Origin of the sequence: Cupriavidus sp. 2SB (genome assembly GCF_005503625.1) — a bacterium.
Classification (GTDB): domain Bacteria; phylum Pseudomonadota; class Gammaproteobacteria; order Burkholderiales; family Burkholderiaceae; genus Cupriavidus.
In genome coordinates, this window is the sequence record NZ_SCMX01000006.1 from 51203 (window position 1) to 66033 (window position 14831).

The 14831-nt window shown below is 64.7% G+C and carries 15 protein-coding genes; 12 read left to right on the forward strand and 3 right to left on the reverse strand.

Going from position 1 to position 14831, the window contains the following annotated elements:
• The first annotated feature begins 121 nt into the window (after positions 1 to 121).
• The 5 genes from FFS21_RS04330 to FFS21_RS04350 all read left to right on the forward strand — a co-directional run bounded on the left by FFS21_RS04330 (position 122) and on the right by FFS21_RS04350 (position 4222).
• Positions 122 to 415: a type II toxin-antitoxin system RelE/ParE family toxin gene (locus FFS21_RS04330; RefSeq protein WP_137923711.1), complete on the forward strand. Its 294-nt coding sequence runs from the start codon at positions 122 to 124 to the stop codon at positions 413 to 415.
• Entirely contained in the window at positions 412 to 762 is a 351-nt protein-coding gene (locus tag FFS21_RS04335; RefSeq protein ID WP_249359127.1) for a HigA family addiction module antitoxin, read from the forward strand. Before FFS21_RS04330 ends, FFS21_RS04335 begins: the two co-directional genes overlap by 4 nt.
• Positions 763 to 885: 123 nt before the next feature.
• Entirely contained in the window at positions 886 to 2199 is a 1314-nt protein-coding gene (locus tag FFS21_RS04340) for a hemolysin family protein (protein WP_137923712.1), read from the forward strand.
• Positions 2200 to 2604: 405 nt separating this feature from the next.
• Positions 2605 to 3963, forward strand: coding sequence for a GGDEF domain-containing protein (locus FFS21_RS04345; RefSeq protein WP_137923713.1), 1359 nt, complete (start codon positions 2605 to 2607; stop codon positions 3961 to 3963).
• Between the two features lie 127 nt (positions 3964 to 4090).
• Positions 4091 to 4222, forward strand: a complete 132-nt coding sequence (locus tag FFS21_RS04350) for an entericidin A/B family lipoprotein (protein WP_137923714.1) — start codon at positions 4091 to 4093, stop codon at positions 4220 to 4222.
• A 120-nt stretch (positions 4223 to 4342) separates the two neighbouring features.
• Here FFS21_RS04350 and FFS21_RS04355 read toward each other — a convergent pair whose 3' ends face one another.
• The 3 genes from FFS21_RS04355 to FFS21_RS04365 are packed head-to-tail and all read right to left on the reverse strand — an operon-like array spanning position 4343 to position 7266.
• The gene (locus FFS21_RS04355; protein WP_137923715.1) at positions 4343 to 4984 is read right to left on the reverse strand and encodes a bifunctional 4-hydroxy-2-oxoglutarate aldolase/2-dehydro-3-deoxy-phosphogluconate aldolase; all 642 of its coding nucleotides are present in this window, start codon (positions 4982 to 4984) and stop codon (positions 4343 to 4345) included.
• Positions 4985 to 5042: 58 nt separating this feature from the next.
• Positions 5043 to 5978 carry a sugar kinase gene (locus tag FFS21_RS04360; protein WP_137923716.1) on the reverse strand — a complete coding sequence of 312 codons (936 nt, stop codon included), beginning with the start codon at positions 5976 to 5978 and terminating at the stop codon, positions 5043 to 5045.
• 19 nt (positions 5979 to 5997) lie between these two features.
• Complete coding sequence (locus tag FFS21_RS04365) at positions 5998 to 7266, reverse strand: amino acid deaminase (RefSeq protein WP_137923717.1); 1269 nt, start codon at positions 7264 to 7266, stop codon at positions 5998 to 6000.
• Positions 7267 to 7389: 123 nt separating this feature from the next.
• Here FFS21_RS04365 and FFS21_RS04370 point away from each other — a divergent pair, with 123 nt between their 5' ends.
• The 7 genes from FFS21_RS04370 to FFS21_RS04400 all read left to right on the forward strand — a co-directional run bounded on the left by FFS21_RS04370 (position 7390) and on the right by FFS21_RS04400 (position 14824).
• A complete protein-coding gene (locus FFS21_RS04370) occupies positions 7390 to 8295 on the forward strand; it encodes a MurR/RpiR family transcriptional regulator (RefSeq protein ID WP_137923718.1) in 906 nt (301 codons plus the stop codon).
• A 2-nt stretch (positions 8296 to 8297) separates the two neighbouring features.
• On the forward strand, positions 8298 to 9758 hold the full coding sequence (locus FFS21_RS04375) for an N-acyl-D-amino-acid deacylase family protein (protein WP_137923719.1): 1461 nt from the start codon (positions 8298 to 8300) through the stop codon (positions 9756 to 9758).
• A gap of 30 nt (positions 9759 to 9788) precedes the next feature.
• Positions 9789 to 10175: a RidA family protein gene (locus FFS21_RS04380; protein ID WP_137923720.1), complete on the forward strand. Its 387-nt coding sequence runs from the start codon at positions 9789 to 9791 to the stop codon at positions 10173 to 10175.
• Between the two features lie 174 nt (positions 10176 to 10349).
• Complete coding sequence (locus tag FFS21_RS04385) at positions 10350 to 11708, forward strand: GntP family permease (RefSeq protein WP_137923721.1); 1359 nt, start codon at positions 10350 to 10352, stop codon at positions 11706 to 11708.
• Positions 11709 to 11897: 189 nt separating this feature from the next.
• A complete protein-coding gene (locus FFS21_RS04390) occupies positions 11898 to 13079 on the forward strand; it encodes an ABC transporter substrate-binding protein (protein WP_137923722.1) in 1182 nt (393 codons plus the stop codon).
• A 162-nt stretch (positions 13080 to 13241) separates the two neighbouring features.
• Positions 13242 to 14513, forward strand: a complete 1272-nt coding sequence (locus tag FFS21_RS04395; protein WP_249359130.1) for a PQQ-dependent sugar dehydrogenase — start codon at positions 13242 to 13244, stop codon at positions 14511 to 14513.
• A complete protein-coding gene (locus tag FFS21_RS04400) occupies positions 14510 to 14824 on the forward strand; it encodes a c-type cytochrome (protein WP_137923723.1) in 315 nt (104 codons plus the stop codon). Before FFS21_RS04395 ends, FFS21_RS04400 begins: the two co-directional genes overlap by 4 nt.
• Positions 14825 to 14831: the final 7 nt, after the last annotated feature.

Sequence of the window (14831 nt, forward strand, 5' to 3'; positions counted from 1 at the left end):
CAAGGCCAGTCTGATCGCCGGTTCGGAATTCGGCTGGCTTTCAGAATCGTCCCATATCGTTCGGGTTGCGGCCGACCTAGGATGGGGACTCCCTCACAAACCCTCGTCGAACCGCCCGCCCATGATCCGTACCCTCGCCAACAAGGCCACCGCTGCCGTGTTCCACGGCCATTTCGTCTACACACTACCGATTCCCATCCAGCAGGCCGCGCGCCGCAAGCTCGACATGCTCGATGCCGCGGCATCGCTGACGGACCTGCTGGCGTCGCCCGCCAACCGACTCGGGCCCATGCGCGGGCGTCATCGTGGCCACTGGCATCTGCGGATCGACTCGGGGTGGCAGGTGCAGTTCCGCTACGCCAACGACGGCGCCTGGGACGTGGCCATCGCGGCCTGCGATCCGGAGGACGAATGATGCCGATCCCGCGCGACAAGCTATTCCATACGGATTTCAGGCCATTGGCCACCGGCGAGCCGATCTGGCCCGTCCCGCCCGGCACCATCCTGCACCGCGAGTTCATGCTGCCGAACCGTCTCGATTCGCGTGGCCTTGCCGTAGCGTTGCGCGTACCGGTGCAGAGGGTCGAGAGCATCGTGGCCGGCAACCGCGAGATCTCTCCGGAGACCGCACTGCGGCTGGCACGATTTTTCGGCACATCGGCTGAATTCTGGACCCGGCTCGACGGAAACTACGCACTGCGCATGGCACGTACCACGGCGGGACCGATCGTGGATCGCGATGTCAAACCGCTGCCGGCATGATTTGTGCGTGCTTGCAAACGCCCTTTTATCGCGTGATGTGTTGGGCACAGCACGCAGGGTCGGTCACATGCCGATGGTATGCTCTGATTTTTCAATTCCCGCGCGCACAGGGCGCGCATCCTGATGGAAATTGCCATACTGCTGGCACTCATTCTGCTGAACGGCCTTTTCGCCATGTCCGAAATCGCGCTTGTCACGGCCCGCAGGGCCCGGCTGCAGCGCCTGATCGAGGACGGCGATCGCGGTGCGATGGAGGCCGTCAAGCTCGGCGAAGACCCCACCCGCTTCCTGTCCACTGTCCAGATCGGCATCACATCCATCGGCGTGCTCAACGGTGTGGTCGGCGAATCCGCCCTTGCCTCGCCGCTGGGACTCTGGCTGCAGGGCTTCGGCCTGCCGGCCACGACGGCCGGCTACACCGCGACGGCAATTGTCGTGGCGGGCCTGACCTATTTCTCGATTGTGCTGGGCGAACTGGTGCCCAAGCGCCTGGGACAGATGGCGCCCGAGAAGATTGCGCGTCTCGTGGCCCGCCCCATCGCATTCCTGGCCGTGGCTTCCACGCCGTTCGTCAAGCTGCTGTCGGGCTCCACGCAGCTCGTGTTGCGCCTGCTTGGCGTCAAGATGGACCGCGGCCCCGCCGTGACCGAGGAAGAAATCCACGCGCTGCTGGTGGAAGGCTCCGAAGCGGGCGTGATCGAGCATCACGAGCACACGATGGTGCGCAACGTGTTCCGGCTCGATGACCGCCAACTCGCTTCGTTGATGGTGCCGCGCGGCGACGTGGTCTACCTCGACATGGAGTCCACCGAGGAAGAAAACCTGCGCCGCATCGAGGAATCCGATCATTCGCGCTTTCCGGTGGTCCGGGGCGGCATGCACGACATTCTTGGCGTGGTCAGCGCCCGCCAATTGCTGGCGCGGCGCCTGCGCGGCGAGAAAGCGGACCTGACCGCCGTGCTGCAGGCCGCTGTCTTCGTGCCAGAGAGCGTTACCGGCATGGAACTGCTGGAGAACTTCCGGTCCTCCGGTGGCCAGATCGCGTTTGTTATCGACGAATACGGCGAGGTGCTCGGCCTGGTCACGCTGCAGGATCTGATTGAAGCGATTACCGGCGAGTTCAAGACGGAAACCGCTGGCGAAGAATGGGCCGTGCAGCGCGACGATGGCTCGTGGCTGCTGGATGGTTTGATTCCGATCCCCGAACTGAAGGACCGGATCGGCCTGCGTGCCGTGCCCGAAGAGGACAAGGAGCGGTATCACACGCTGTCGGGCATGCTCCTGCTGCTGCTGGGCCGGTTGCCGATGACGGCTGACGCGGTGCAGTGGGGAGAGTGGAAATTCGAGATTATCGACATGGACGGCAAGCGGATCGACAAGGTATTGGCATCCCGCGTGCCACCGGACGATGGCCCCGAGCCTGAGACCACGGGCTGACGCGTAGCCAAAGCCAAAACCAGACAAAAACGGGCGCCTCATGCGCCCGTTTTTTCGTTTTTCTCATTTCGCACGTCACGGCTCCCTCGCGCGAATATCGCGATTCAACGGCGACGGTCAAGACAACAACCGCTACAACTTTGGGGCCGTTGCGAGAAATCAAATATCGGTGCGGCGCCCCACGCACCTCGGCATAGCAGTTTTCCGAATCTGCTCGGGCCTGACTTATGATCTGGCTGAACAGCGAGGCGCCGGTATCCACGGGGCCGCAAAGTCACAACAAACCAACCAGCATTGAGAACGAGTGGCGCCACTAGAGCGCCACCGTATGACGTATGAACGGGAATGCAGTCCGGGTATCGCCGGCCAATTCGATACAGATGAACGCGCCAGCATCACTCATCAATGGATCCTGATCGCCACGCCAATCCGCCACGCGGCGAAGGTGCGGACGAGGACCGTTCCGCCGACACGCCGGGTGGCGCCCTGCAGCCGGCATCCTTCCTTGCCGCGCTCGAGGAGCATCGTGCCCAGTTCGGGGCGACGCACTCCCTTGCGGTGCTGGTGATCCGGCTGGATCGCTTTGCACATGCTTGCGACACCATAGGTCCAAACGGCGTTCACGTGCTGCGCGCCCAGGTGAAGTCGCGCGTGGCCAGCGTGGCCGCGATGCCAGTGGCCATGCACTGGCTTGGGCCGGCCGACCTGGGTCTGGCATGCCTGTTGCCGGACGCTGATGCCGAGGCCGACGGCGCGCACCATGTCCGCGACCTCAGCCAGTTGATTGCGAGCGCGCTGACGCGTCCGTACCACGTGGACGGCTTCGAGGTGTTCTTGTCCTGCAGTATCGGCGGCGCGGTCGATCAACCGGACACGGGGGTGGAGCGACATCTGCAACTGGCCTTCGACGCGATGCTGCAGGTGAACAAGCGCGGCGGCGATGGCATCCACACCGCTATCCAGCCTGCCACGCCGCGTCTGGCCACGCTCCTGGCGGCACTGCCCGGCGCCATCGGCCGAGGCGAGATGAGCCTGCAGTTGCAGCCGCGCGCCCTGCTCTCTTCAGGCGTCATCACGGCCTACACCGTGCGGCTACGCTGGCAGCATCCCGTGCTGGGCCGCGTGGCGCCACAGGATTTCATGCCCGCCGTCGAAACGCTGGGCCTGATCAACGAAATCGGCGGCTGGACATTGCAGCAGTTGCTGCAGCTGATTTGCGAAACCGCGTCGATCGGACCGATGCAGTTCACGCTACTGGCCACGAGTTCGCAATTGCAGGCCGACGATACGATCTGCATGCTACGCCGCGCCATCGACGCGTGCGGCCTGCCGCCCGGCCAGATCTGCGTCGAGGTGCCGGTCGGCATCGTACCGGACTCCCACGTCACCACCGAAAAGGCCCAGCGGCTGCGCGACGGCGGCATCGGCATCGCATTGGCCGACTTCACGGATGATGCGACCAGCCGTCGCGCGCTGACGCTGACGCGCCCGGACATGGTGATGCTCGATGCGCGCCACCTTGGCAGCGCTCACCTGCACCCCGACCTCTCGGCCAGGCTGCAGGCGGCCTGCGTGTGGGCGAAAGCCCAGGGCACGACGGTGTGTGCCAAGGGACTCGAAACGCAGGCCCAGCTCGACATCATTCGCGGCTGGGGCTGCGACAGCATGCAGGGATACCTGCTGGCCCAGCCTTTCCCCGCCACGTGGCTGGCGCAGACGCATATGGCCGTGGCGGAACGCGCGCGGCGTCTGCTCGCGCCCTAACCCGATATGGACGGGACCGTCTGTCAGAGATTTTCGTATTTACACATTGGCACACATCATGCATCGACAGTGGGTGGGGCGACGATAAAATGTGCCCACTTCCTACTATCCCTGAAAGGAGCCACTGATGAAGAAAGGATGGATCTGGTGCGTACTGGTTGCCACGCTGATGGCAGGTTGCAACACGATGTCCGGCCTTGGGCAGGACGTTCAGAAGGGTGGCCAGAAGCTCGAAAACTCGGCCGAGAAGTCGAAGTAATCCCCTCGCAGACTTGAACGCAAAAAGGGCGCCACTGGCGCCCTTTTTGCATTGCCCAACGCGCGCGTCAATCCGTGCGGCGTTTGTATTTTTTACCGATACGGAGATCCCGAACGGCTATCAGGCTTTGCGAAGTTGCGCTGCCTCTTCCGCCAGCTTGCGGATGCGACCCCAGTCCTTGGCTGCGACCGCATCCTTCGGCACCACCCACGATCCACCAACGCACACCACGTTGGGCAGCGCCAGATAGGTGGATGCCTTGGCCAGGTCGATGCCGCCGGTCGGGCAGAACTTCAATTGCGAGAGCGGACCGTAGAGTGACTTCAGCATCGGCACGCCGCCAGCCGCTTCGGCCGGGAAGAACTTCAGGAACGAGAAGCCCGACTCCAGCGCGAACATGGCTTCGCTGGCCGTGGCCACACCCGGCAACAGCGAAATCCCGGCGCCCTGCGCGCCTTCCGCCAGTTTCTGCGTCAAGCCCGGCGACACGGCAAACTGCGCGCCCGCATCGCGCACGGCGTGCAGTTGCTCCAGCGTCAGTACCGTGCCGGCACCCACCACGGCCTGCGGCAAGGCCTTCGCCACCGCCTCCATGGCCTGCAGCGCCACGGGGGTACGCAGCGTGATTTCGAGCATGGGCAGGCCACCGGCGACCAGCGCCTCGCTGACGGCCAGGGCTTCCTCTACCGAGTGGTACTCCAGCACCGGGATCACGGGGACGTTGGTCAGGCGGGCGAGTAGCGGAGAGGGTTGGATTTGCATGACGTATGAATTCGATTGAGCGATTGTTCGATGAGTGTCTGGACCCGGCGATGAAAGGTCAGGCAATCACGGAGATGTTTTGTTCCAGCCGGGCGAGCACGGTGTCTGCATGCGGGATCGGCGCCACGGCGCCATAGCCGGTGGTCGAGAGTGCTGCGGCCACATTGGCATAGCGAGCCGCCTCGAATGGATCGGCGCCGGCGGCCAGCCGCGCGATAAAGCTGCCGCCAAAGCAGTCACCCGCGCCCGTGGCATCGAGCGGCTTCACCGGATACGGCGCCACCAGTGCGCGTGATTCGGGCGTGGCCACATAGCTGCCCTCCTCGCCCAGTTTCAGCGCAATGATCTTCACGCCGCAGGCGAGCAGGTGATCGACGATGGCATCGCGGTCGTCGAGGCCGGTGAGCACGGTGATGTCGTCCCAGCTTGGCAGGCAGACATCGGTCAGCGCAAACGCCTCGCGCATGATGCCGCGCGCGCGGGCCAGGGACCACAGGCGCAGCCGCAGGTTGGTATCGAGCGAGACCTGCACGCCGGCCTTGCGCGCGTGTTCCATCGCGGCCAGCCCTGCGTCGCAGGCGCTCGTGCTGATGGCCAGGCTGATGCCGGAGAGGTGCAGGTAGCGAGCCTGCGCGATGGCCGCCAGCGGCAACTGGTCGTGGTGATAGCGGCTCGATGCCGAGCCCGCGCGCAGGTAATCGAAACGATGGCCGTGATTGTCGTGCGAGACGAAATAGACGCCGGTCGGCGCGGCCGTGTCGATGTGCACGTGGCGGGTATCCACACGCTCATGCGTCCAGAGTGCCAGCAGGCGCTCGCCGAAGCTGTCGCTGCCCACTGCGCCGACGAAGCCGGCGCTGGCGCCCTGCCGCGCGGCGGCAATCGCAAAATTGGAGGTATCGCCACCGAAGCCCTGCAGGTAGCGCGAGGGGTCGTCTGGCTGCTGGTTGAACTCCACCAGCGGTTCGCCGTAGGCAAGAATGTCGATGCTCATGTCGCGTGCCGCTCCCTGATCAGAAGAAGGTTTGCACGATGTCGATGACGCGCAACTGGCCATCCAGCACGGGGATATGGCGCCACTTGTCGAACGTCAGGCATGGATGCGAAATGTCGAAGGCAATCATATCGCCGACGCGGATATCGTCGCCAGCTTCGATTTCGAGATAGGCGTGCTGGTCCATCATCCCGGTCACCTTCCAGTGCGCCGCCGTCGCCATCGGCGCTTCCGTGCCCGGACGGTAGATCTGCGCGGGCACCGGCATGCCGGCATCGAACGCCGCATCGCGCTTGCCCAGGCCGATGATGGCGCGTGTTGGCTCGGGAATCGATTGCACGTACGTCCACAGTTGCAGCGCGGGCAGCAATCCCTCGCGCATCTTCTGCGCCACCGGATTACTGCTCAGGATACGCTCCTGCGCCGCGCGGTAGATGCCCACGTCATGCGTCAGGTAGCAGCCCGGACGCAGCACGATGTCGATCGGCGCGCCGATCTCGGTGCGCGCGAACTCCTCGGCCACCACGTCGTACCACGCAGAGCCTGCGCCCGACATCACAACCGGGCTACGCCCGAACCGGCCCGCCGCAGCCAGTTCGCGCGTGACCGCGACGGTGCGCTGCAGGAAGCGGCGGATATCGGCTTCCTGCGACAGCACGCCTTCATAAACTTCCACACCCGCCAGCACCAGCGTATCGGGCCAGCGCGATAGCGCTGCGAGGACTTCGGCCTGCTGCGCCGCGTCGCGCACGCCCGTGCGACCGCCTTCCACGCCCAGTTCGAGCAGCACCTGAAGTGTCTGGCCACGTGCGTGGAAGAACGCGCCAAGCTGATCCGTCAGCGCGGCCGAATCGACCAGTGTGAAGAATTCGAAGTCCGGATCGCGCAGCAGATCGGCCACGATCTCCATATTGCGGCGCCCCACCAACTGATTCGCCATCAGCACGCGCTTTACACCGTGTGCGGCAGCGGCAGCAGTCTGTTGTGCAGTGGCCAGCGTGATACCCCAGGCACCCTCGGCGAGCTGGCGCGCGAACAACTTCGGCGCCATGGTTGTCTTGCCATGGGGCGCGAGCTGCACGCCATAGGCGCCCATGAAATTGCGCATCCACGAGAGGTTGTGCGTGAGCCGTTCTTCATAGAGCACGGCGGCGGGCAGGCTGAGTTCCTCGTCCAGCAGTTTCCAGCCCGGCTGGGCAGCTTCGGATGGGGTCAGCGGTGCGTCCAGACGGCCCAGCGCCTTGTTGAGCGGATCGATCATTCCGGTCTGGTACTTTATTTCACGCATCGCTGACATCACCCTGTCAAAATTCAATTGACGTAATGATAGCCTTGAAATTACGATATTTCACCCTTGTTATAAAGTAACATGCGTTGCCGGCAATGACCGGTGCCGCCCGCCACCCCGACCATGACCGCACCCTTCGACATCCTGACCCGCATTGCCGAGCGTGGCCCGTCGCTGCGTCTGGCCGAGCAAAAGGTGGCGCAGGTGATCCTGGAGGATCTGGCCGGCGCGGCTGCAGCCAGCATCAACGAACTGGCACGCAAGGCGGCGGTGAGTGAGGCCAGCGTCACGCGCTTTGCCAAGGCCATTGGTTGCCGCGATGTGCGCGACCTCAAGCTGCGGCTGGCACAAGCCACTGCGGTGGGCACGCGTTTCCTGCAGCCCGCCCCCGCGCTGACCGAGGCAGACACGCCCGCCACGCTGACCGATCGCATCCATACCGATGTGCTGACCACGCTGGAGGTCAATCGCAAGCTGATCGACCCCGCACGAATCGATCAGGCCGCGCGCCTGTTGCTCGGCGCACGCATGGTCTACGCTTTCGGGATGGGTGGCGGCTCCACGTTCATGGCCGACGAGGCGCGCTTCCGGCTGGCACGACTGGGGCAGCCCGTGGCCACATATCAGGACGCCCTGCTGCAAAAGATGGTGGCGGCCACGCTGACGCGCGACGACGTGGTGCTGGCGTTCTCGGCCAGCGGCAACGTGCCCGAGATGCTGGCCAGTTGCGATACGGCGCGCGAGTACGGTGCGAAGCTGATCGCCGTGACCGCGCTAGGTTCGCCACTGGCGGCGCGCGCCGACGTGCTGCTGCCGGTGCGCACGCTGGAAACCGATTTCATTTTCAAGCCGTCGGCGTCCCGCTACGCGATGCTGCTGGTGATGGACGTGCTGGCCACCCAGTGCGCGCTGCTCCAGCAGGAGCAAAGCAAGGAAAAGCTGCGACGGCTCAAGTACGTGCTCGACGTCCATCGCGGCGTCAGCCAGGACAGCGACGGCCCAGATAGCCGCCAGCCGCTGGGAGACTGACCATGCCACACCTGTTCGATACCCTGATTCGCGCCGTGATGCTGCTCGACGGCTCCGGCGCTGCCGGCCGCATGGCGGATGTGGCGCTGCGCGATGGTCGCATTGCCCGCATCGACGAGGCCGGCACGATCGATCCGGATACCGCGTCGCACGTTGTGGAAGGCCACGGGCTGGTGCTCTCGCCCGGTTTCATCGACGTCCACACGCACGACGACACCAACGTGGTACGCGAACCGGCCATGACGCCGAAGATCTCGCAAGGCGTGACCACGGTGATCGTCGGCAACTGCGGCATCAGCGCCGCGCCGGTGACATTGCCCGGCGATCCGCCCGACCCGATGAACCTGCTCGGCCGTGCCGAGGCGTTCCGCTACCCGGATTTCCGCACCTATGTCGATGCCGTGAACGCCGCGCAGCCTTCGGTTAACGTGGCGGCGCTGGTAGGACATACCGCGCTGCGCAGCAACCACATGGACCGCTTCGACCGCGCGGCCACGGCGGAAGAGATCACCGCCATGCGCGGCCAGCTCGAAGAAGCCCTGGCGCATGGCGCATTGGGCCTGTCCACGGGGCTCGCCTATGCCAACGCCTTCCACGCGCCTACCGACGAGGTGCTGGCGCTGGCCGAGCCGCTCGCCGATGCCGGCGCGCTCTATGCCACGCACTTGCGCAGCGAATTCGCCGAAATCCTCGACGCGATGGACGAGGCGTACCGCATCGGCCGTCACGCGCGCGTGCCGGTAGTGATCTCGCACCTGAAATGCGCGGGCGTGCCGAACTGGGGCCGCAGCGGCCAGGTGCTGCAATCGCTGGAAACGGCGCAGCGCTGGCAGCCGGTGGGCTGCGACTGCTATCCGTACACGGCCAGTTCCTCGACGCTCGATCTCAAGCAGGTCACCAGCGACTTCGACATCCAGGTCACGTGGTCCGAGTCCCATCCCGATCAGGGCGGACGGCTGCTGGCCGATATCGCCACTGACTGGAACGTGGACCTGCACGAGGCCGCGCGCCGCCTGCAGCCGGCCGGCGCGGTCTATCACTGCATGGAAGATGCCGACGTGGACCGCATCCTGAGCCACCCGGCCACCGTGGTGGGTTCCGATGGACTCCCCAACGATCCGCTGCCCCATCCGCGCCTGTGGGGTGCGTTCCCGCGCGTGCTGGGGCATTACGCACGTGACCGCGAGCTGTTTCCGCTGGCCGTGGCGATCAACAAGATGACCGGCCTCTCCGCCGAGCGCTTCGGGCTCACCGAACGCGGCTTCGTGCGCGAAGGCTACTGGGCGGACCTTGTGCTGTTCGACGCGGCCACCATCCGGGACGCCGCCAGCTTTACCGACCCGATGCAGCCGGCCGAAGGCATCGCCGCCGTCTGGGTCAATGGCGAGCTGTCGTGGCAGCACCGCGAAGCCACTGGCATACGCGCCGGGCGCTTCCTGCCGCGCGGCGCACGCCCATCCTGATTTCAGAACATACAGAGCAAAGGAGTTTCCATGGACATCAAGCGATTCGGCGTAGAAGGCGGCACGGGCCAGGGCGGCTCGCACATGCCGTTTGCACGCGCGGTGCAGGCGGACGGCTGGCTGTACGTCAGCGGCCAGGTTCCGATGGTCGATGGCGAAGTGGTGGAAGGCAACATCGTCACGCAGACGCATCAGGCCATCAAGAACGTGTTGGCCATCCTCGCCGAAGCCGGCTACGGCCCCGAGCACGTGGTGCGCTGTGGCGTGTGGCTGGACGATGCGCGCGACTTCCCCTCGTTCAACAAGATCTTCAAGGAATACTTCGGCGCCAATCCGCCGGCCCGCGCCTGCGTGCAGTCGAGCATGGTGGTGGACTGCAAGGTAGAAGTGGATTGCATCGCGTATCGCAAGCCCTGATTCAGTCCCGACCTGATTTTTTGATTTGAGCGCCTGCCCTCCGCAGGTGCTGCCGGCGAGCCAGCCGGCGCACACAACGATTTCATCAACCCGCCGCGTTCGCAAGAAATCGCGGCTTTTTCATAGCGAGAGCGGACCGTCCTCAGGCCGGCACCCGCGACAAGGAGACGAGACATGGGTGCCGTTACGGGAACCACGCTCTTGGTGTACGCGCTGATCGCGGTGATCGCGCTGGTGATCCTCATTGCCAAATTCAAACTGAACCCGTTCATCACACTCGTGGTGGTGTCGGTAGCCCTTGGCTTTGCCGTGGGCATGCCGATGGGCGATATCGTGAAGTCCTTCGAGGCCGGGGTCGGTGGCACGCTGGGACACATCGCGCTGGTGATCGGCCTGGGCACGATGCTGGGCAAGATGATGGCCGAGTCCGGCGGCGCCGAGCGCATCGCGCTGACGCTGATCGACTTCTTCGGCGAGAAAAACGTGCACTGGGCCATGGTGGTCATCGCGTTCATCGTGGGCCTGCCGGTGTTCTTCGAAGTGGGCTTCGTGCTGCTGATTCCCATCGCGTTCAACGTGGCCAAGCGCACGAACACGTCGATGATCCTGGTCGGCATCCCGATGGTCTGCGGCCTGTCCGTGGTCCACGGCCTGATCCCGCCGCACCCGGCCGCGCTGCTGGCTGTGCAGGCGTATGGCGCCGACATCGGCAAGACCATCATGTTCGCGCTGATCGTCGGTATTCCCACCGCGATCATCGCCGGACCGCTGTTCGCCAAGCTGATCGACAAGCATATCCAGCTGCCCGCCGTGAACCCGCTGGCCGAGCAACTGACCGAGGAAGGAGAGAACGCGCGCGCGGGCAACCTGCCGGGCTTCGGCATCACGGTGCTGACCATCCTGCTGCCGGTGTTCCTGATGCTGATCGGTAGCTGGGCAGACCTGATTGCCACGCCGAAGACCTTTGCCAACGACTTCCTGAAGCTCATCGGCAACTCGGTGATGGCCCTGCTGATCGCTACGCTGTTCAGCTTCTACACGTTCGGCAAGATGCGCGGCTTTACCCGTGAGTCGATCCTGAAGTTCACCAACGAGTGCGTGGCCCCCACGGCCATCATCACGCTGGTGGTAGGCGCAGGCGGCGGCTTCGGCCGCGTGCTGCGCGACTCGGGGATCTCCACGGCCATCGTCGACGTGGCCAACAACGCCCACGTCTCGGTACTCGTGCTGGGCTGGCTGGTGGCGGTGATGATCCGCATCGCCACGGGTTCGGCCACGGTCGCCATGACCACTGCAGCCGGCATCGTTGCCCCCATCGCCGCCAGCGTGCCGGGCACCCGCCCCGAACTGCTGGTGCTGACCACGGGCGCCGGCTCGCTGATCCTCTCGCACGTCAACGACGGCGGCTTCTGGCTGGTGAAGGAATACTTCAACATGACCGTGGCGCAAACGTTCAAGACGTGGTCCGTGGCGGAAACGATTATCTCGGTGGTGGCGCTGTTGTTTACGCTGGCGTTGTCGACGGTGGTTTGAAGCGTCTCTCCCGCTTCATGTTTTTGGTTCCCCTCTCCCCCAGCCCCTCTCCCGCCATGCGGGAGAGGGGAGCAAACCGGCAGAGATTGCCGATAAAACACCGGGCAAACCCGATTGCCCGCCTCCCCTCCCCCCTCTACACTCCCCACTCGATGCAGCCCTACAACACTGCACTTTCGGGAGATCTCCATGACGTTCAGTCTGCTGCGGCGCGCCATGCTGGCGTGCGGCGCCCTTGCCGTTCTCGCGCATTCCCCGTTGTCCCATGCTGCCGATCCCGTGAAGATCGGGTTGATTGCGCCGTTCTCGGGCAGCTTTGCCGACTACGGCAAACAGATGGAAGGCGGTATCAAGGCGTGGCAGCAGATCCACGGTGACACCGTGGCGGGCCGCAAGGTGCAGATCATCGTCAAGGACACCACCGGCCCCGTGCCCGAGGTAGCCAAGCGGCTGGCGCAAGAACTGGTGGTGCGCGACAAGGTGGACGTGCTCGCCGGTTTCGGCCTGACCCCCGAGGCGCTGGCCGTGGCGCCCGTGGCCGAGCAGGCCAAGAAGCCGATGGTGATCTTCAACGCTGCGTCCTCGATCATCACCACGAAGTCGAACTACATTGCGCGCGTCTCGATGACGCTGCCGCAGATCTCCGCGCCGATGGCCACCTGGGCCGTGCGCAACAACGTGAAGAAGGTGGTCACGCTGGTGGCCGACTACGCGCCGGGCATCGATGCCGAGACCGCGTTCAAGACCAATTTCATCGGCGGTGGCGGCCAGATCGTGGAATCGATCCGCGTGCCGCTGCGCAATCCGGAATTCGCCCCGTTCATCCAGCGCATCAAGGACGCCAAACCCGAGGCGGTATTCCTGTTCCTGCCTGCTGGCGAGCAGGGCGTGGCCTTCATGAAGGGATTCCGCGAGCGCGGGCTGGCCGATGCCGGCATCCGCGTGATTGCCACGGGCGACCTGACCGACGACCACGTGCTGCCCGCCATGGGCGATGCCACGCTGGGCGTGATCACGTCGTTCCACTACTCCGCCGCGCATGATTCGAAGGAGAACCAGGCGTTCCTGAAGGCGTTCGCCACGGCCAATCCTGGCGCGGGCCGGCCCAACTTCATGGCAGTGGCCGCGTTCGACGGCATGGCTGCCATCTACGAGGCGCTGAAGAAGACTAACGGCGCCACGGACGGCGACAAGTTCCTGGCTGCGCTCAAGGGCATGAAGCTGCAGAGCCCGCGCGGCACCATCACCATCGACCCCGCCACGCGCGACGTGGTGCAGACCGTCTACATCCGCAAGGTGGAAAAGCGCAACGGCGAGCTCTATAACGTGGAATTCGACAAGTTCGATGGCGTCAAGGACTCGGGCAAATAATCCACCCGCCCTGCCAGCAGGGATAGCCAGCAACTATCCCTGTAGTAGAAATCTTTTATCGCGCCTTTGGGAATGTGAAATTCCCTTGTGACGAAAGCTGTCCTAACCTTGTCTGGCGGCGCCTGCGCGCTGCCACACGACAAGAACTCCGGAGACAGCACGATGAAGCGCTCAGCCATCACCATGGCGGCGGCATTGTTCGTGGCCGCCGTATCTGCCAGCCCTGCCGCAGTCGCAGCACCCACCGATAACCTGCAAAAGCTCCAGAGTTTCAAGCAGACCGGCGCGCCCCCGCCCGAGAAGGTGGCGCAGACCGGCCAGAACGCCGACGCCATCCGCGAGAACCTCAAGGCGATCAAGCTGCCGCAGGGCTTCAAGATCGAGCTTTACGCCATCGTGCCCGAGGCCCGCCACATGGCCATCGAACCCTCGACGGGCGTGGTCTTCGTCGGCACGCGCAAGAACCGAGTCTGGCAGGTTACCGATCGCACCAAGCGCCGCGTGGCCGATGATGTGGTGCAGTTCGCCAGTTCCGTCACGTTCAAGGTACCCAACGGTGTCTGCTTCTCCCCCGACGGCATCCTCTACGTAGCCGAGCAGAACCGCGTGCTGGCCTTCCCGGCCGCCCAGTTCTTCGGCGAAGGCGGGCCCGATGTGGCCGCCGGCGTGGTGGTGCCGCAGGGCAAGCTCGTGCCAGCCGAGTTCGAGAGTTTCAACCACGGCGCCCGGGCCTGCCGCGTGGGGCCGGACAAGATGCTCTATATCGCGCTGGGCCAGCCGTGGAACGTGCCGCCCAAGGACAAGCTTGCCGCGATGAACAAGAGCGGCGTGTCCGGCATCATCCGCATCGGCCAGGACGGCAAGAATCGCGAGGTCTACGCGCTCGGCATCCGCAATTCCGTGGGGCTCGACTTCAACCCCGCCGACAAGACGCTCTGGTTCACGGACAACCAGGTGGACGGCATGGGTGACGACCAGCCGCCCGGCGAGCTGAACCGCGCCACCAAGGCCGGCCAGAACTTCGGCTTCCCATGGTACGGCGGCGGCAAGGTCCGGACGGTGGAATACAAGGACGCCCAGCCGCCTGCGGACGTTGTGTTCCCGGTAGTGGATTACGCCCCGCATGCAGCGGACCTTGGCATGTCGTTCTACACGGGCAAGATGTTCCCGGCCAAGTATCAGGGCGGGGTTTTCGCCGCCGAGCACGGCTCCTGGAACCGCACCAAGCCCATCGGCGCGCGCATCGTTTACACGGCGGTGAACAAGGACGGCACGGCCGGAGCAACCGAGGTGTTTGCCGAGGGCTGGCTGACGCCGAATGGCGAGTACATGGGCCGCCCGGTCGATGTGCAGCAATTGCAGGATGGCTCGCTGCTGGTGTCCGATGACTTTGCCGGCGCCATCTATCGCATCAGCTACTCGGGAGCGAAATGAGAGGCGCAACCAATCTGACCGGCGCCTTGATTGTGGTGTGCCTCGGCCTGCCGGCCGGGGCCATCGCCGCCGACGTGCAGGCGGGCCGTGCCAAGGCGCTCCAATGCCAGACCTGTCATGGCATGGATGGCAAGTCGAAACTGCCCGAGGCCCCGCATCTGGCGGGGCAGGTCGAGTCCTACCTCGTGAAATCGCTCAAGGCGTACAAGACTGGCGCGCGCAAGGACGAGATGATGAACCTGATGGCGAAGCCGCTCAGCGATGCGGATATCGCCAACCTTGCCGCGTTTTACAGCAGCCTGAAGCCGTGACCTTTCG